The organism is Micromonospora sp. NPDC049203 (assembly GCF_043197215.1).
Classification (GTDB): domain Bacteria; phylum Actinomycetota; class Actinomycetes; order Mycobacteriales; family Micromonosporaceae; genus Micromonospora.
The window spans coordinates 473,533-490,156 of the sequence record NZ_JBICSV010000004.1 but is presented as its reverse complement, the minus strand read 5'-3'; the positions used below and the strand labels follow the sequence as shown (position 1 = coordinate 490,156).

Sequence of the window (16,624 nt, the reverse complement as noted above, 5' to 3'; positions counted from 1 at the left end):
CCTTCCAAGATCGCCACCAGCAAAGCCGCGAACGAGGCGGTCAGGCGCCTCGGCCGGACTGGTAGGGGCGTCCGCGCAGGCCACCTGCCCGCCGGTAGGACACCGAGCCGCCGCTCGCCGCCGGCGGCAGGTCCGCCGGGCGGTCCAGCCCCATCGCCGTACGCCGGACCGCCTCGCGCTGGGCGGCCAGCCGGCGCTGCGCCTCTCGCCGGGCCGCCGCGCGCCGGGCCTGTTCGCGGCGCACCTCGGCCTGGCGGGCGGCCAGCCAGGCCGCCTCGCGGGCGTCCGCGCGCCGCCGCCGGCGCTCGGCCAGGGCGCGCTGCCGCAGGTGTACGACGTACGCGACGAGCAGTGTGCCGGTGACCGAGACGCTGATCCAGAACCCGGGTCCGACGAGCACCACGCCGCCCAGTTCCACCAGGTTGAGCAGCAGCAGCGCGGCGAGCACCCGGCGCCGCCGGTAGATCGCCGGGGTGTGCCGCCGCCGGGGTGGGTTCCGTCGGCGGGACTGGGCCGGGATGGCGGAGACGGGCCGGAGCCGCCCGGAACGGCGGCGCAGCGGTGGCGCGGAAACCGGGCGGGCAAGACTTCCCGTGTCGGAGTCTTCACTAAGGGTCACTACCAGGGAGCGCGGCGGGTGCAGCGGTCGACGCCCGGGCACGGTGCGCCGTCGACGCTGGCGCTGGAGCACCCGCGCCGTCGACTGCGCCCGCTCCGCCACCTGCCGCTCGGTGGCGTCGTACCGGCGGACCAGCGCCGGAGCGAGGGCGAGCAGACCGGCGGCGGCGAGGACGGCGAGGAGCACCGACGTGGGCACCCTCACCCCTCCCGTCACCAATGTTCGCGACGAGCGCCACACTGCCGCAACTTGTTCCGTAGACCCTCGTTTACGGCGCACTTCGTGCGGGCTGGCAGCGCTTGCCACAGCTTGCAGTTACTTGAGGTTACGGGCCGCCGACCCGGTTCACAGTGCGCCGCGCCGGGCGTACGCCTCAGCGGCGGTTGTCACGTACGCGGTGCCACCGCGCCAGCAAGCCGCCCTCGGCAGCCACTTCCTCACCGGTCATCGCGTATCCGATGTGGTCGCGCCATGCACCATCGATGTGCATGTAGCGCACGTGATAGGCCTCCTCGCGGAAGCCGAGCTTCTCCACCACCCGCCGGGACGGCATGTTCTCCGGCCGGATGTTCACCTCGATCCGGTGCAGGCCGCCCGGCCCGAACGCGTGGTCGACGGCGAGCGCCACAGCGGTCGGGATCACACCCCGACCGGCCACCCGGGAGTCCACCCAGTAGCCCACGTAGCCGGAGCAGAACGCCCGCCGCACGATGCTGCCCACGTTCACGTGACCGACCAGCCGCTCCCGGCCGTCCTCACGCAGGCAGACGGCGAACGGCATGCCCTCACCGGTACGCGCGGACCTGCGCTGGTCGGCGTGCACCAGGCGAAACGCGGCGGGTGAGTTCGTCTCGTACCAGCCACCAGGCACATGGGACTCCCACGGTGCCAACCAGTCCTGGTTCGCGCGCCGGATCTCCGACCAGGCGGCGGCGTCCGAACGCCGATACGGCCGCAGCACCACCGGACCGTCCACCAGCACCGCCGGCCACCCCGGCGCCCGCCGGAACCTCACCGGCGCCGGTCCAGCAGGAGCACATCCACCGTGGACCCGGCGGCGGCGGTGGTGACCCGCTCGCCGAGCACCAGCAGGCCGTTGGCGTCGGACAGGCCGGAGAGCGTGTACGGACCACCGGCGAGCGGCTGCACGGTGTACCCGCCGCCGCGCCGCTCGGCCACGTGCGCGGGCCGGAACTCGCGCAGCCCCACCGGGGACGAGACCGTCTCCAGCAGGTGCGCGCGGACGCTCGGCCGGAACACCGGCTCGGCCCCGGCCAGCAGCTGGATGGCCGGGCGGGCCAGCACCTCGAAGCCGATCAGCGCCGCACCGGGCTCACCGGGAAGACACACCACCGGCACCTCCTCGGCGCCGACCGTACCGAACCCGAGGGCCGTTCCGGGATAGAGGGCCACCTCTGTGAAGGCGACCGGCCCGGCCCGGCCGCCGTCGCGGCGGGACAGGATGCGGCGCACCATGTCACCGGGGCCGGTGCCGGTGCCGCCGGTGGTGATGATCAGGTCGGCCCGCAGTGTCTGGTCCTCCAGCAGGCCACGCAGCGCCTCCGGGTCGTCGTCGCAGATCCCCACCCGGTACGCGAGCGCGCCCGCCTCCGCCGCCGCGGCGGTCAGCGCGTGCGAGTTGGTGTCCACCACCTGACCGGGCTGGCTGCCCCGGCCCACGTCCACCAGTTCGTCGCCGGTGGCCACGATCACCACGCGCGGGCTGGGCCGCACCACGACGTGCCCGATGCCGGTGGCGGCGAACACCGCGACCAGAGCCGGGGACACGTACGCCCCGGCGCGGGCGAGCAGCGTGCCGGCGACCAGTTCCTCCCCGGCGCGGCGCAGGCCGTACCCCCGCTTGGGGGCGCGGAAGATCTCCACGGCGGCCATGCCCTGGTCGGTCCACTCCACCGGGACGACCACGTCCGCGCCGATCGGCAGCGGCGCGCCCGCCGCCACCGAGAAGCACGAGCCGGGGGTGAGCCGCACCGGCCGCCAGCTCGCCGCGCCCAGGTCGCCCACCACGTTGAGGCGGATGCTGCGGCCGCCGGGCATACCGGAGGGGGCCGGGACGTAGCCCGGCCCCCGACTCCCACCGGAGATGTCCTCCCAGCGCGCGGCGTATCCGTCCACCGCCGCCTGGTCGAAGGCGGGGTACGAGTGCGGGGCGACCACGTCCTCGGCGAGCACGTTGCCGTACGCCTGGGTCAGGTCGAGGTCGAGTGGAGGCAGCGCGCGTAACCTGCGCAGCACACTGCCCAGGTAGTCGGCGAGCGGCGTCAACTCGTTCGCGGCCGCCTCGGCGTCGGCCGTCGCGGTCATGTATCGGCACCGCCGGACGCGTCGCGGATGCCGTTGAGGACGGCGGCGGTGACCGTCTCGTCGCCGTTGTTGACGAACTCGACGAGCCACTTGCGGAACTCGGCGCCCAGGTCGTCCCGCTCGGCGGCGATCTGCACCACGGTCTGGAGGTAGCCCAGCGGCATGCCGGTGTCGTAGCGGGTGCCCCGGTAGACGATCGCGTGCACCGGCACCCCCTCGGTACGCAGCAGCTCCATCGCGTCGGTGAGCTGGATCTCGCCGCCGCTGCCCGGGTCGGTACGCCGGATCGCGTCGAAGATCTTCCCGGGGAGCACGTACCGGCCGAGGACCGCCAGGTTGCTGGGGGCCTCCTCCGGGCTGGGCTTCTCCACCATGCCGGTGACCTTGACGACCTCGGCGATGTCGGAGTATTCCGACTCGGCGGGCTCGACCGACGCGATGCCGTAGCGGCTGGTCTCGGCCGGGTCGACCTCGAAGAACGCGAGCACCACACCGCCGGTGCGGGCCTGGAGTTCCAGCATGGCCGGCAGCAGCGGCTCGGAGGGCTTGACGAACTCGTCGCCGAGCAGCACCGCGAAGGGCGCGTCACCGACGTGCGACTCGGCGTACCCGACGGCGTGGCCGAGACCGAGCTGTTCCGGCTGGCGGACGGTGTAGATCGCGGCCAGCTCCTCGGTGCGCTTGACCTCGGCCAGCAGCTCGGGCTTCTTGGCGAGCCGTTCCTCCAGGTCGGGCCGGCGGTCGAAGTGGTCCACCATCGAGGTCTTGCCGCGACCGGTGATCAGCAGGATGTCGTCGATGCCGGCCTGGGCGGCCTCCTCGACGATGTACTGCAACACCGGCCGGTCGACGACCGGCAGCAGTTCCTTGGGAACCGCCTTGGTGGCCGGCAGGAACCGGGTGGCCAGGCCGGCGGCCGGGATCACGGCCTTGACCGCACGGGAGCGACCGGGGGCCGCTGAGGGGTTCGCTGAGTGCTCCGACATGCCGCGAGACTATCGGCCACGGCTCTGCCGCGGCGGGTGAGGACCGGAAGACGCGCCGCCCTTGACGGTGCCCGCCGGGTCCGCCGAGCCGGCCCGGGGCAGCCCGTCCGGCGGGCTGAGGCCGGCGGCCACCACCGGGATCTCCTGGGTGGGCACCGGATCGGGCGCCGGGGCGAGCCGGTAGCCGTCGCGTCCGGCGGCCTTCGCCGCGTACAACGCGTCGTCGGCGGCGTCGAGCACCTGCTGGCCGTCGGCGGCGTGGTCCGGGTAGACGGCGATGCCGATGGAGACGGTCACCGGCACCCGCACCGGCTCGTCGCCACTGCCCTCGACCGCCACCGGCTGGTCGCGTACCACCGCGCCGAGCCGCTCGGCGACGATCGCCGCGCCCCGGGCGTCGGTCTCCGGCAGCAGCACCACGAACTCCTCGCCGCCCTGCCGGAACGCCAGGTCCACCTCGCGGATCACGCCGCGTACGCGGCGGGCGAACTCGACCAGCACGGCGTCCCCGGCGGCGTGCCCCCAGGTGTCGTTGACGTTCTTGAACCGGTCCAGGTCGAGCGCGAGCACGCTGAGCATCCGGCCGAAGCGGTTCGCCCGTTCCACCTCGCGGCGGATCGACTCGCGCAGGTAGCGGTAGTTCCACAGCCCGGTCAGCGGGTCGGTGAGGGAGAGCCGCTGCGCCTCCTCGTGCACCCGGACGTTCTCCACGGCGACCGCCGCGTGCCCGGCGAACGTCCGCAGCGTCACCACGTCGTCGTCGTGGAACTCGTGCCCGCCGAGCCGGTCGTAGAGCACCAGCACGCCGAGCGCCGCGCAGGGCGAGCCGGGCGGGTCGCCGTCGGCGGGCGGGTGGCCGGGCCGGTCCGGGCCGCGCGGCTCGGTGGCGCCGGGGGTGGCGAACGGCACGGCCACGTACGTCTCGCAGGACGGCTCCCCGGTCGGTGTGTCAGGTGGCGTCCACCGTCCGCGCAGCGGTTCGCCGGTGGCGGCCACCGCGCCGAGCACCCCGGCGCCGACCGGCACCCGTAGCGTCGCCGGGTCGGCCGGGTCGGCAGTGGGCCAGCGCCCGGTCAGTCCCTCCACGCACCGGCCGACGAGTACGCCGTCGCCGTCGACCAGCAGCACCGCACCGGCCCGGGCGCCGGTGGCGCCGATCGCGCTGTCCAGGATCACCCGCAGGATGCGTTGCAGGTCGTGCGTGCTGGCGAGCGTGTCGCCGAGCACCGCGAGGTGGTTGCGGAGCTGGTCGCGGCTGCTTGTCAACGCCGCCACGTAGCTGCCGGTCTCCCGGGTCATCCGGTTGAACGCGCTGGCCAGCCGCCCGATCTCGTCGCGGCTGCGCACCGGCACCCGGGCGCTCAGGTCGCCGCGCGCCACCCGGTCGACCGCACCGGCCAGCTCGCCGAGCGGCCGGGTGGTGACCCGGGCCAGCCGCCAGGCGGCGAGCACGGCGAGCAGGGCGGCGAGCGCGCCGGCCGCGATCAGCGCCCCGTACAGACCGGCCGTGCGCTCGCCGGGCACCGACAGCACCAGTGGCAGCGGCTGACCGGGAGACGGCCCGACCCGGCGCACGTACCGGCCGTCGCCGGTCCCGGTCACCCGATTCCCGTCGGCCTTTCCGGCGGCGGCCAGCACCGCTGCGCGTACCCCCTGGTCCTCGGTCGTCTGGGTGATGCCGCCGGGGTCGTCGAGGAGGGTGACCCCGACGCCGGTCACCGCGGCGAGCCGCGCCACGAACGCCCGGTCGACGGGCTGGGCGGCGGCGACCGCGCCCAGGTCGGTGCCGGCCTGGTCGCGGAGCCGGACCTGGGCGGACAGCGCGGCGACGGGGGTGGCCGGCGGGCCGGCGCAGTCCTGCCAGCGCCCGGCCGTCCCGCCCGGTGTGGCGTAGGTGGTGCGGCCGGCGGCGTCGGCGATCAGCACGGCGGCGGCCAGGCCCCGCGCGACCACCTGGTCGGCCGATCGGGGCCGGAGAGCGGGGTCGCTGACCAGGGCGACCGCGTCTGCCGCCGCGCGTAGTTGCTGGCAGAGCGCGTCGACCGAGGTACGCACACCGGCCGCCGCCAGGCCCAGCCGCTCGGTGGCGCGGCTGCGGTCGACGGCGCTGAGCGTGGCCCCGACGAAGAACGCGCCGAGCAGGACGGGGCCGAGGACCACCGCGAGGAAAGCCGCCGTCAACCGCCCGCGTAGCGTCAATCTTCCCCCCGGAAGGTCCGCCCTCTTGGTGCGATGCTGACACAGAGCGACCATTAGGCAAGCGTTGCGTCAGGAGTGTTGCGTGCCGGAATTTTCGGATGAAGCGCACGATGCGAAGCGGGAGATGCGCGTCGCGCTACTCGCCGCCCGCCGGTCGATGTCCGCGGTCCAGCGCGCGGTGGCGGCGGCGGCCGTCCAGGCCGAGCTGGTGACACTGGTACGCCGGCTGCGGCCGGCCAGGATGAGCGCGTACGTGCCGGTCTCCTCCGAGCCCGGCGGGGACGACCTGCCGGACGTGCTGCGCGCCGCGCTGCCGCCCGAGGCCGAGTTGCTGCTGCCGGTGCTCCGCGACGACCTGGACCTGGACTGGGCCCCGTACACCGGCCCGGAGTCACTGCGCGCCGCCGGTCGGGGCCTGCGCGAGCCGACCGCGCCACCCCGGGGACGTTCCGCCGTGGCCGGAGCCGGCCTGGTGGTGGTGCCCGCCGTCGCGGTGGACCGCCGGGGCATCCGGCTGGGCAGGGGCGGCGGCTCGTACGACCGCGCGCTGGCCCGGGTGCCCGCCACCGTGCCGACAGTGGCGCTGCTGCACGACGGCGAGCTGGTCGAGGCGGTGCCCGCCCTGCCGCACGACCGCCCGGTGCACTGCGTGATCACCCCGGCGGACGGGTTGGTGGCGGTACCGGGTGTGGGCCCGGGCGCTTCCGCTGGACGAACCCGGGGGTGATGACGCACCATTGGCACTCGAAGACCACGAGTGCCAAACCGGCCGTGCCAAGATCCGGAGGAGAACGTGCCCACGTACCAGTACGCCTGCACCGCGTGCGGCCACCAGCTCGAGGCGGTGCAGTCCTTCTCGGACGACCCGCTGACCGAGTGCCCGGCGTGTGAGGGGCGGCTGCGAAAGCTCTTCAACTCGGTGGGCATCGTGTTCAAGGGCTCCGGCTTCTACCGCACGGACTCCCGTTCGTCCGGTTCCGACAACGCCTCCTCGACCTCGTCGGGCAAGCCGGCCAAGACCGAGTCGTCCTCCTCGTCGTCGGACTCCTCGTCCTCGTCGTCCGGTTCGTCGTCCTCGTCGTCCGGGTCTTCTTCGTCGTCCGGCTCCGGGTCGGGCTCGACGGCCGGCAAGGCGCCGGCGGCGTCCAGCTCCTCCTGACCTGCTTCGTACCGGCACGTGGCCGTCCCCTTCTCAGGGGCGGCCACGTTCCGTGTGGCCGTCTCCCGTTCGCGGCAGACGCTCGCCCGCTCGGCGAGGTTGCCGCATCAGCCCGTCCGGCAGCGGCCACCGTCCCTGGTGACGGCAGGCCCGCACGGGGAACGGTTTTCCACAGGCCGGCGGGTTATCCACAGCGACGGGCCGTGGGACGGCGAGCGACCTGATCCGGTCCTAGCCTGCGGATCGGATGGTCGGCCGGCGGCGGGAGGCAGCGGTGACTGGTGGCGAGGCGACGTTGCGTCCGGTCCGCTGGCGCGGGCTGCCCCGGCGCCGGACCCTGCTGCGGGTGACGCTCGTCGCGGTGCTGCTCGGGTTGGCGGCGGCGGTGCTCCAGACGCCGCAGTCCTGCCCACCGCCCCGAATCCCACCGGCCGCCCCGGCGTCGGCGCCGCCCTCCGGCGGCATCCGCGCCCTGCCGGCCGGCACGGTGGGCGTGCCGATCCGGCTGGCCGAGCCGGCCGCACTCGCGGTGCTGCGCCCGGGTGCCCGGGTCGACCTGCTCGTCGTGCCGGCGGGCGGTGCGCCCGACCCGGCGCTGCTGGCCCCGCGCGCGTTGGTGCTCGACGTGGTGGGCGCCGCCGGGGCGGTCGACGGCTCGTCGGCGCTCTACCTGGCGCTGCCGCCGGCACAGGCGCGGCGGGCGGTCGGGTTGCCGGAGGGCAGCCGCTTCGCAGTGGTGGTACGCGGCTGACCCGAGCCCCGGCGATCAGCCCGGCACGACGCGGTCAGCCCCAGTGCGGGGGGCGCTCGGCGAGCAGCCAGTCGTCGTTGCCGCCGGGGCGCTCACCCCAACCGCGGTCGGTGTCGTCGCTCGTCTGTTCGGGCAGCACCACGAAGTCGTCGCTGAGGTCGACCACGCGGTCGTCGTCATCGCGCGGTGCCCGGATGGCGGGGTCGGTCACGAGCAGCAACGATACCGCCGAATCGGCCGCCGGCCCGATCCCCGGGAACGTGGCGGGCCGGACGGCCGAGCCCGGCGGTGACGCCCGCGCCCACCCGTGGCCCCCGGACGGCTTCGGAACGTCGGGCGCGACCGAGGGTGCCGGTGATCGACGCGTCGGGCGGCCGACCCGCCGGGGCGTTGGTAGCGTCGGACGGCGTGACGACGCCGAGCGGTGGCAGCCCCGACGACGAGACCTGGCGACGCCCGGAGCAACCGGCACCGGCCGGGGAGGACGCCTCCCGGGCGGTTCCCGGCAGCGGCCCGGACGCCCACTCGGCCGGCCCCGAAGCCCGCCCCTCCGGCGCCGGCGACCCGGACCGCACCACCGAGCCGGCCGGGGCCTTCGGGCCGCCCGAGCCGGAGGCGGCCGGCAGCGCCAGCCCGTGGTCACGCGAGGCGGCCACCGAGAGCCCATGGGCACGAGCGGAGGCGGCAGGCGGTTGGACGGTGGCCGGCGGAGCGTGGCCGGGGTCGCCCGGCGGCAAGCCGCCCTCGGGATACGCGGGACCGCCGCCGAGTACGCCTCCGCCGCCCGGCTGGCGGCCACCGGTACACGTGCAGCCGTCACCGCCCCGCCGGCTGCCGCCGCAGGACATGGCCGCGATGGACCAGGCGGAGCAGCGGGCGCAGCGGCTCACCTACGGCATCGGGGCGGCCGTCGCGGTGGTGCTGGTGCTGCTCACCTGCCTGCTCTGCTCGCGGGTGCTGTTCTGACCCGCGGCGGTCAGACGACGCCGTCCCAGACCATCTTGGCGCCACTGTCCCCGGTCAGGTAGACGTACACGATCGCGAAGACCGCGAGCACCGCCACCACGACGGTGAGCGCCACCGGCAGCCAGCGGGGCAGCTTCCGGTCCGCGACGAAACGGCTCGTCGACAGCACGAGCAGCAGCGCCGCGACGCCGAGCCCGAGCGCGAACCAGAACAGCGTGTCGCCGTACTCGGCGTGCTCGTGGATCTGCTGGAGCCGGTCCGGCGGGTAGCCCTTCGCGCGCAGGGCCTCCTCCAGTGCCTCGCCGGACTCGGTCGCCACCCAGGCCACGATCGGGGTGACCACGGCGAGCGCGGCGACCGCCCAGCCGAGGCGGGGCCGCCAGCGGGGCAGCACGCCGTACCCGACGGCGAGCAGTGCCAGCAGCGGCACCAGCACCACCGCCGCGTGGATGACGAGTACGTGGAGCGGTAGACCGTTGATTTCCCTGAACACCGCGACACCTCCGGCGAGTGGGTGGTTAGCGGGCCCAGCGTACGGCGTGACACCGCCTGTTTCGATACACGCGGGCGCGGCGGCAACGGTTCACCTGTGGCCCCGGCCACGGGTGAACGACGCTCGCTTGTCGGCCCGCCCGGCCCGTGCTGTCATGGATGCGTGTCCACAGGTGAGGAGCTGCTCCGGTCGAGGGGCCTACGCGTCACCCGGCCGCGTCTCGCCGTGCTGGACGTGCTCTCCGCCGGCGGTCACCTGGAGGTCGACGAGATCACCCGGCGGGTCCGCCAGCGGATCGACTCGGTCTCCACCCAGGCCGTCTACGACGTGCTGGGCGCCCTGTCCCGGGCCGGCCTGTCCCGCCGGATCGAGCCGGCCGGCAGCCCCGCGCGGTACGAGGCCCGGGTCGGCGACAACCACCACCACGTGGTGTGCCGGGGCTGCGGTGAGATCGCCGACGTGGACTGCGCGGTCGGCAGCGCCCCCTGTCTGGACCCGAACGTGGCGCACGGCTTCGTGCTGGACGAGGCGGAAGTGACCTTCTGGGGTCTCTGCCCGGCCTGCCAGTCCCGCCGCTCGGCCGACGACTGACCGGAGTGCCACGCCCGGCGTGGCACTCTTGATCGGTGGACACCGAAGACCTCGGCCTCTTCGGTCCGGGATCGGTCACGTGGAAGGTGCACGAGGAACCGATCCTGATCGTCGCCGGCCTGCGCTCCCTCTACCTCCAGGCGCTGCACCCCCGCGCGATGGCCGGCGTGGCGCAGAACAGCAACTACCGCACCGACGCGTGGGGCCGGCTGGTCCGTACGGCGACGTACGTGGGCACGACGATCTACGGCACCACCGCCGAGGCGGAGGCGGCCGGGCGGCGGCTGCGTACGCGGCACGCCCGGATGCGCGCCACCGACCCGTTCACCGGTGCGGAGTTCCGCGTCGACGATCCGGAGCTGCTGCGCTGGGTGCACGTCACCGAGGTCGAGTCGTTCGTGAGCACCGCCCGGCGGGCCGGTCTGGCGCTCACCGACGACGAGGTGGACGGCTACTACACCGAGCAGCGACGGTCGGCGGCCCTGGTCGGGCTGGACCCGGACGACGTACCGGGCACCGCCGCCGAGGTGGCCGACTACTACCGGGACGTACGCCCGCAGTTGCGGATGACCCGGGAGGCGGCCGAGACCGCGCTGTTCCTGACCGCGCCGCCGATCCCGTGGAAGCTCAGCCTGCCGGCGCGGGTCGGCCTGAACCTCGGCCCGCCGCGCTGGGCGTACTTCGGGATCGCCGCCACCGCGCTGGGGATGCTGCCGCCCTGGGCGTTGCGGCTCTACGGCGGGCTGGGCCTGCCCACCACCGCCCTGTCGGCGGACCTGAGCGCGCGGGCGCTGCGCCTGGCGCTGGCCGCGGTGCCGCGGCGCTACCGGGAGGGGCCGTTGCAGCAGGCCGCCAAGGAACGCGCCGCCCGCCTGGCCGCGGCCTGACGGTGAGCCCCGGTCAGTCCGGGTCGGCGAACCGCTCGACCGCCGACCAGGGCTCCTTGCCCGGGGTCTGCGCGCCGACCGGGCACGTGCGCCGGTAGTCGCACCAGCCGCACCTCGGACCCGGCTCGGTGGGGAACGACTCGTCGGGGTCGGCGCCGTCGGCCACCGCGCGCTCGGCAGTCATGATGTCGCGGGCGGTGTCCTCGGCGCGGGTGAGCTGCCGGTGCAGGGACTCCGGCGTGTGCTCGTGCGCGGCCACGGTGCCGGTGGGCAGGTGGTGCAGCTCGACCCGGCGGCATGGCTTGCGGAACACCCGCTCGGCCGCATACGCGTAGAGCGCGAGCGCCTGCGAGCCGCGCGCGTCGTCGGCGTCGAGCCCGGTGCGGCCGGTCTTGTAGTCGACGATGACCAGCTCGGGCCGCCCGTCCGGGCCGGGGCGCGAGTCGATTCGGTCGGTGCGGCCGTTGAACGCGAGCACAGCGGTCTTGACCGCGACAACGCGTTCCACGCCGACCGGCTCGTCGGCCGGGTCGAGGCCCGCCACGTAGCTCTCCAGCCAGGTCAGCGCCCGCCGGAAGGCGTCGCGCTCCTGCTCGTCGTCGCGGTAGCCCTCGCGGACCCAGGTGCCCTTGAGCAGCGTGCCGAGCACCTCGGGGCGGCGGCGGTCGGGGGCCAGCGCGTACCAGTTCTTCAGCGCGGTGTGGACGCTGGCGCCGAGCGAGTTGTGCGCCCACGGCGGGCCCTTGGGCGGGGCGGGGCGGTCCACGTAGGCGTAGCGGTAGCGGCGGGGACAGTCCGCGTAGGCGCCGAGCTTGCTGGGCGTGCAGACGAACAGGCGCTCCGGCATGCCCTCGAAGCCGAGCTGCTCGGACTGCTCTGCTCGGGGCCGGGGAGCCCGGGAACCGCTGGCTGCTGCCTGTCGTCGCACGCTTGAATCCTGCCATCCGGGTACGACACCGGGCGGACCCGCTCAGGCGTTGTTGAGGTACTGGGTCACGAACGCGGCGATCGCGTCGGCGATGAGCTGCACGGCGATGGCGGCCAGCAGCAGGCCGGCGATCCGGGTCAGCACCTCGATGCCGCCGGGTCGGAGCACCTTGACGATCCCGCCGGAGAAGCGCAGCACCACCCAGACGGTCACCATCACCGCGACGATGGCGAGCCCGATGGCGAGGTAGTCGACGGCGCCGCCGGCCTGCTGCACGAACAGCATGGTCGCCACGATGGCACCCGGCCCGGCCAGCAGCGGCGTGCCGAGCGGCACCAACGCGATGTTGGAGGTGACCTGGTTGCTCGGGTCGTCCGCCTTGCCGGTCAGCAGCTCCAGCGCGACCAGGATCAGCAGCAGGCCGCCCGCCGCCTGGAGCGCGGGCAGGTCGACGTGCAGGTACGCCAGGATCGTCTGCCCCGCCACCGCGAAGATCACGATGACTCCGAGCGCCAGCGCCACGGCCTGCCAGGCGGCCCGGTTCCGGTCGCGCGCGGGCAGCGGCCCGGTCAGCGCGAGGAAGATGGGCATCATTCCGGGCGGGTCGACGATCACCAGCAGGGTCACGAAGACCTCGCCGAAGAGCTTGAGATCCACGCGGACACGGTAGCCGTGCCGTCGGAGCGCTTCAGCCTGAAGCGACAGGGGTCACCCCGCGGGCCAGCGCGACGATCCGCTCGTACGCCTCGGGGCCGGTGGTGTACGCGCCGAGCCGTACCGTCTTGTGCGTGCCGTGGAAGTCGGACGAGCCGGTGACCAGCAGTCCCAGGTCGGCGGCGAGCCCTCGGACGTGCGCCCGCTCGGCCGGGTCGTGGTCCTCGTGGTCGGCCTCCAGCCCGGCCAGGCCGGCCGCCGCCAGGTCCGCGATCAGCTCGTCCGGCACGATCCGGCCGCGCCGGCTGGCCCTCGGGTGGGCGAAGACAGGCACGCCGCCGGCCGCCCGCACCAGCGCCACCGCCCGGAACACCTCGATGTCGTCCTTCGGCAGCCGGTACCGCTCGCCGAGCCAGTCCGGCCCGAACGCCTCGGTGGTGGTGGCGACCAGACCGGCCCGGATCAGCGCCTGCGCGATGTGCGGACGGCCGACGGTGCCGCCGCCCGCTCCGGCCAGGATCTCCGTCCAGCTCACCCGGATCCCGTCGGCCTGGAGCAGCCGGACGATGCGCTCGCCGCGCTCCTCCCGGGCCCGGCGGACCCGGGCCAGCTCGGCGGCCAGTTCCGGCTCGGCCGGGTCGAACAGGTACGCGAGCAGGTGCAGCGGGACCGCCGGTTCGGCGCCGAACCAGCGGCAGGAGATCTCCGCGCCGCGGATCAGGGTGAGGCCCGGCGGCAGGGCGGCGACGGCGGGCGCCCAGCCGGCGGTGGTGTCGTGGTCGGTGAGTGCCACCACGTCCAGCCCCGCGTCGGCGGCGGCCCGGACCAGCTCGGCGGGGGTCAGGGTGCCGTCGCTGGCGGTGGAGTGGGTGTGCAGGTCGATGCGGGCGGGGACGCTCACCCGCCCGACGCTACGCCCCGTCCGGCGCCGTGGGGACGCCGGCCACCACCACCGGACGCTCGTGCGGCGCCAGTCCTTCGACAGGTGAACCCGTGGGCCGGTCACCGGCCAGCACCCGATCGGGCTTGACCCGGACCAACCCGCCGTTCGCGTCCACGTGCAGCGCCACACCGGCCCGGGTCCACGCCACCCCGCCGGCCAGCACCGGGCCGGCCGGGTGGAGAGCCGGGCTGGCCGGATCGGCCAGGTCGATCAGGAGGGCGGTGCGCGCCGTGCCGTTGGCGAGCAGCCACCGGCCGTCGAAGGAGAGGGCGCCACGGCCGTCGGTGGCCAGTCTCGGGCCGCACGCGACACGCACCGGGGCGAGGTCCCGGGCCGGGTCGAGTAGACCCAGGCACGGCTGGCCGTCCGGGCCGGCGGCGACCAGGCCGACCGCCCGGCCGTCGGGGCGGGTGCCGTAGACGACGCGTACGTCCTGGTTCACCGGCCCCGGCTGCCCGCCGAGCGCGCGGTTCCAGACGCTCATCCCCCCGCCACCGGGTTGCTGGATGAGCACGGCGTCGCCGGCGAAGCCGACCGGCACGGCGCCCTCCGGCGCGGCGGTCCGGACCGGCGCGATGAGCTGACCGGCGACCACACCGGCGGCGATCACGTCCGGGCCGTCCCGCCAGGCGACCTGGCGTCCGTCCGGCGAGACGGCCACCGCGTCCGCGGCGGCCAGCATGACCTGCGGCGCGGTGCCGTCGACCGGAGCCCACCAGAGGGTACGGCCGGCGGCGGTGGCCGCCGAGGTGAGCAGCCAGCCCTCCTCGTCGTGGATCCGCTGCGCCCGTTCGACGCCGCTCACGCCGGTCAGTTGACGCCGTTCGCCGCCGCTGGTGTCCAGCCGGTCACCGACGAGCAGGTCGAGCTCGGCGCGGATCGGCCCGTAGCGGGTGACCGAGGGCGGCTCGGTGGACAGCGGGGAGGGCGCGAGGACGGGCGGATCGCCGAGCACCACGGTGGGGGTGCCGCCGTCGCCGCCCGGCGCGGTGAACTGGACCACCCCGAAGGTGATGGACACGGTGGCGACCCCGGCCAGCGCCAGGCCGCTGAGCGTACGCCGCCGGCCCACGCGCCGCGCCCGGCGCAGGACCTCCCCCGCCGGGTCGGCGGTCAGCGGGCGGGACGTGGCGACGCGGCGGGTCAGCGTCTCCCGCAGCGCCCGCTCCAGCTCGTCGTCGCTCACGGGGAATGGACGCTCCGGGCTGCCCGTCCGGTTGTCACAGTCGTGCCGGGGGCCGCTCATCGGCTCTCCGCCGCGATCGGGACGGCGGGGCGGACCGGCGCGGGACGGACCGGGGCCGGGGACTGGACCGGCCGGGGCACCCGGGCGGCGGACCGGGGCGCCGGTGCTCGGGCCGGCTCGGCACCCGTGGTCGGATGGACGGCGCGGCCGGACCGGCCGGCCGGAGCCGGGGCGGACGGAGTCCCGGCGGGCGCGTCGGCCGGCGTGGGGAGGCTCAGGGCCGCCTCGGAGCCCAGCCGGCGGCGCAGCGTGTTGAGCGCCCTGGAGGTCTGACTCTTGACGGTGCCCGGGGAGATCTCCAGCAGCGCGGCGGTCTGCGCCTCGGACATGTCCTCGTAGAAGCGCAGCACCAGCACGGCCCGTTGCCGGGCCGGCAGCGCCTGGAGGTGCCGCCAGAGCGCGTCCCGGTCGAGTTGCTGCTCGATCTCGTCGACGCCGGCGCGCTCCGGCAGCACCTCGGTGGGACGCTCGCCGTGCCAGCGGCGCCGCCACCAGCTCGTGGACGTGTTGACCATGACCCGGCGGGCGTACGGCTCGATGGCGTCGATCCCGCCGAGCCGTTTCCACGCCAGGTAGGTCTTCGTGAGCGCGGTCTGGAGCAGGTCCTCGGCGGTGGCCCAGTCACCGGCGAGCAGATACGCGGTGCGCAGCAGCGCGCCGGACCGGGCCGCGACGAATTCGCGGAACTCCTCCTCCAGCGGGTCTCTGCTCACCACAGTCATCTCCCCCCGTCCTGCCTGGCAGAATGCCACGGCCACGCCGGTCGGGTCGATGGCGGAAGGTGTGCAGTTCATCCGATGTTCGGACGAAAAGTTTCAGGCTCCGTCGTCGGCCTTGGCCTCGTCGGCCTCCTTGCCCAACCGCGCTTCGACCGCCTGCGGCTCGTACATCTCCTCGACCACACGCAGGTAGAGCTCGTTCGGGTTGGGCAGATTCTTGATCACCCGGAGTGCCTGTTCCTGGCCGGCGGACTCCAGCACGAACGTGCCGTAGTTGAGGGCGCGGCCGGTCGGGCTCTGCTCGTACTTCATGTCGGTGACCCGGGTGAGCGGCATCATCGCGACCTGCCGGGTGATGATGCCGTTGACCACCATCACCCGTTTGTTGGTCAGGATGAACCGGTCGTACCACCAGTCGGCGACCTTCCACGCGACCCAGCCCATCACGGCGAACCAGAGCAGCACCGCGACGGTGGTCAACGCGCCGACGTCCCGCCCGGCGAGGAAGCCGGAGAGGTAGCCGAGCACGAACGTGGCCGCGACGCCGACGATGATCGGGGTGGTGAGGTGGATCCAGTGCCGCTTCCACTCGCCCCGGTAGCGCTCGGTGGGGAAGAGGTAGCGCGCCACGAGCGAACTGGGCTCGTCCTCCAGCGGCAGCACCCGACGGGGTGCCATGCCGGTGGCGTCGGACCGCAGCCCGGCCAGCTCCTCCTCGGAGATCGGCTGGTCCGGGAAGCCGTCCGGATCCCGCGCCCAGGCCCGGCCGGACCGCCCCTCGGCGGCGTAGGCGCTGCCGTAACCGACGTCGTCCGCGTCCGCGTACGGGCCGGGGCCGTAACCGGCCGGGTCGTCCGGGTCGATCCGGGGGATCGGCTCGGTGTCACGCTCCCGTCGCGCCCGGTCGGGGTCGTCCGGGTCGAAGGGTGGACCGGAAGGGCTTCCCATCGGCGGCTAGGCGACGAGGTTGGTGAAGAAGTCGCCGAACCCCTGCGCGATGTCCATGATGCCGCCACCGAGAGACTTGAAGACGTCGGCGGCGGAGTTGGGCCGGTACGCAACGAAGAAGATCAAGAATGCGATGCCGGCCCAGGTGAGGACCTTCTTGACCATAGCGGGCCATCCTCTCGCGCGGCGCCGGGTCCGTTTACCGCAGCG

The 16,624-nt window shown here is 74.6% G+C and carries 20 protein-coding genes and 1 pseudogene; 6 read left to right on the top strand and 15 right to left on the bottom strand.

From position 1 onward, the window contains the following. Positions 1 to 40 precede the first annotated feature (40 nt). The 5 genes from ACGFIA_RS14795 to ACGFIA_RS14775 all read right to left on the bottom strand — a co-directional run bounded on the left by ACGFIA_RS14795 (position 41) and on the right by ACGFIA_RS14775 (position 6,129). Positions 41 to 823, bottom strand: coding sequence for a hypothetical protein (locus tag ACGFIA_RS14795; RefSeq protein ID WP_357381347.1), 783 nt, complete (start codon positions 821 to 823; stop codon positions 41 to 43). A gap of 169 nt (positions 824 to 992) precedes the next feature. Beyond that, positions 993 to 1,634, bottom strand: a complete 642-nt coding sequence (locus ACGFIA_RS14790; protein WP_393260294.1) for a GNAT family N-acetyltransferase — start codon at positions 1,632 to 1,634, stop codon at positions 993 to 995. Continuing rightward, complete coding sequence (gene glp, locus ACGFIA_RS14785; protein WP_357381342.1) at positions 1,631 to 2,944, bottom strand: gephyrin-like molybdotransferase Glp; 1,314 nt, start codon at positions 2,942 to 2,944, stop codon at positions 1,631 to 1,633. Before glp ends, ACGFIA_RS14790 begins: the two co-directional genes overlap by 4 nt. Then, the gene (locus ACGFIA_RS14780) at positions 2,941 to 3,930 is read right to left on the bottom strand and encodes a UTP--glucose-1-phosphate uridylyltransferase (protein WP_357381340.1); all 990 of its coding nucleotides are present in this window, start codon (positions 3,928 to 3,930) and stop codon (positions 2,941 to 2,943) included. Before ACGFIA_RS14780 ends, glp begins: the two co-directional genes overlap by 4 nt. A gap of 9 nt (positions 3,931 to 3,939) precedes the next feature. Next, entirely contained in the window at positions 3,940 to 6,129 is a 2,190-nt protein-coding gene (locus ACGFIA_RS14775; protein ID WP_357381338.1) for a diguanylate cyclase, read from the bottom strand. Between the two features lie 82 nt (positions 6,130 to 6,211). On the opposite strand from ACGFIA_RS14775, the gene ACGFIA_RS14770 reads away from it, so the two are divergent. Together ACGFIA_RS14770 and ACGFIA_RS14765 are read left to right on the top strand one after the other, a co-directional pair. Next, positions 6,212 to 6,856 carry a 5-formyltetrahydrofolate cyclo-ligase gene (locus ACGFIA_RS14770; protein ID WP_393260289.1) on the top strand — a complete coding sequence of 215 codons (645 nt, stop codon included), beginning with the start codon at positions 6,212 to 6,214 and terminating at the stop codon, positions 6,854 to 6,856. Between the two features lie 30 nt (positions 6,857 to 6,886). Further along, positions 6,887 to 7,015: pseudogene (locus tag ACGFIA_RS14765) on the top strand (FmdB family zinc ribbon protein); the annotation flags it as partial. 62 nt (positions 7,016 to 7,077) lie between these two features. On the opposite strand, the gene ACGFIA_RS14760 reads toward ACGFIA_RS14765, so the two are convergent. Further along, entirely contained in the window at positions 7,078 to 7,335 is a 258-nt protein-coding gene (locus ACGFIA_RS14760) for a hypothetical protein (protein ID WP_357381815.1), read from the bottom strand. 227 nt (positions 7,336 to 7,562) lie between these two features. Here ACGFIA_RS14760 and ACGFIA_RS14755 point away from each other — a divergent pair, with 227 nt between their 5' ends. After that, on the top strand, positions 7,563 to 8,039 hold the full coding sequence (locus ACGFIA_RS14755; protein ID WP_357381334.1) for a flagellar biosynthesis protein FlgA: 477 nt from the start codon (positions 7,563 to 7,565) through the stop codon (positions 8,037 to 8,039). Positions 8,040 to 8,073: 34 nt separating this feature from the next. On the opposite strand, the gene ACGFIA_RS14750 is transcribed toward ACGFIA_RS14755, so the two are convergent. Then, a complete protein-coding gene (locus tag ACGFIA_RS14750; protein WP_192580693.1) occupies positions 8,074 to 8,250 on the bottom strand; it encodes a hypothetical protein in 177 nt (58 codons plus the stop codon). A gap of 197 nt (positions 8,251 to 8,447) precedes the next feature. Here ACGFIA_RS14750 and ACGFIA_RS14745 point away from each other — a divergent pair, with 197 nt between their 5' ends. Then, complete coding sequence (locus tag ACGFIA_RS14745; protein ID WP_357381331.1) at positions 8,448 to 9,005, top strand: hypothetical protein; 558 nt, start codon at positions 8,448 to 8,450, stop codon at positions 9,003 to 9,005. Positions 9,006 to 9,015: 10 nt separating this feature from the next. On the opposite strand, the gene ACGFIA_RS14740 is transcribed toward ACGFIA_RS14745, so the two are convergent. After that, entirely contained in the window at positions 9,016 to 9,498 is a 483-nt protein-coding gene (locus tag ACGFIA_RS14740) for a DUF2231 domain-containing protein (protein WP_357381329.1), read from the bottom strand. A gap of 162 nt (positions 9,499 to 9,660) precedes the next feature. Between ACGFIA_RS14740 and ACGFIA_RS14735 the strand changes: the two genes are divergently transcribed. Further along, positions 9,661 to 10,089: a Fur family transcriptional regulator gene (locus ACGFIA_RS14735; RefSeq protein WP_357381327.1), complete on the top strand. Its 429-nt coding sequence runs from the start codon at positions 9,661 to 9,663 to the stop codon at positions 10,087 to 10,089. A 35-nt stretch (positions 10,090 to 10,124) separates the two neighbouring features. Beyond that, positions 10,125 to 10,976 carry an oxygenase MpaB family protein gene (locus tag ACGFIA_RS14730; RefSeq protein ID WP_357381325.1) on the top strand — a complete coding sequence of 284 codons (852 nt, stop codon included), beginning with the start codon at positions 10,125 to 10,127 and terminating at the stop codon, positions 10,974 to 10,976. A gap of 13 nt (positions 10,977 to 10,989) precedes the next feature. On the opposite strand, the gene ACGFIA_RS14725 is transcribed toward ACGFIA_RS14730, so the two are convergent. The 7 genes from ACGFIA_RS14725 to ACGFIA_RS14695 form a co-directional block, all read right to left on the bottom strand. Continuing rightward, a complete protein-coding gene (locus ACGFIA_RS14725; RefSeq protein WP_393260462.1) occupies positions 10,990 to 11,823 on the bottom strand; it encodes a RecB family exonuclease in 834 nt (277 codons plus the stop codon). Positions 11,824 to 11,946: 123 nt separating this feature from the next. After that, positions 11,947 to 12,561 (bottom strand): MarC family protein, encoded by a 615-nt coding sequence (locus tag ACGFIA_RS14720; RefSeq protein WP_013283903.1) that lies wholly within the window; start codon positions 12,559 to 12,561, stop codon positions 11,947 to 11,949. 31 nt (positions 12,562 to 12,592) lie between these two features. Beyond that, positions 12,593 to 13,459 carry a PHP domain-containing protein gene (locus ACGFIA_RS14715; RefSeq protein ID WP_357381320.1) on the bottom strand — a complete coding sequence of 289 codons (867 nt, stop codon included), beginning with the start codon at positions 13,457 to 13,459 and terminating at the stop codon, positions 12,593 to 12,595. Positions 13,460 to 13,469: 10 nt separating this feature from the next. Further along, on the bottom strand, positions 13,470 to 14,687 hold the full coding sequence (locus ACGFIA_RS14710; protein ID WP_357381318.1) for a hypothetical protein: 1,218 nt from the start codon (positions 14,685 to 14,687) through the stop codon (positions 13,470 to 13,472). A gap of 56 nt (positions 14,688 to 14,743) precedes the next feature. Further along, positions 14,744 to 15,469 carry a SigE family RNA polymerase sigma factor gene (locus ACGFIA_RS14705; RefSeq protein WP_357381316.1) on the bottom strand — a complete coding sequence of 242 codons (726 nt, stop codon included), beginning with the start codon at positions 15,467 to 15,469 and terminating at the stop codon, positions 14,744 to 14,746. Positions 15,470 to 15,562: 93 nt separating this feature from the next. Then, positions 15,563 to 16,414 (bottom strand): PH domain-containing protein, encoded by an 852-nt coding sequence (locus ACGFIA_RS14700; protein ID WP_357381314.1) that lies wholly within the window; start codon positions 16,412 to 16,414, stop codon positions 15,563 to 15,565. Between the two features lie 6 nt (positions 16,415 to 16,420). Next, positions 16,421 to 16,579 carry a hypothetical protein gene (locus ACGFIA_RS14695; RefSeq protein WP_013283898.1) on the bottom strand — a complete coding sequence of 53 codons (159 nt, stop codon included), beginning with the start codon at positions 16,577 to 16,579 and terminating at the stop codon, positions 16,421 to 16,423. Positions 16,580 to 16,624 lie beyond the last annotated feature (45 nt).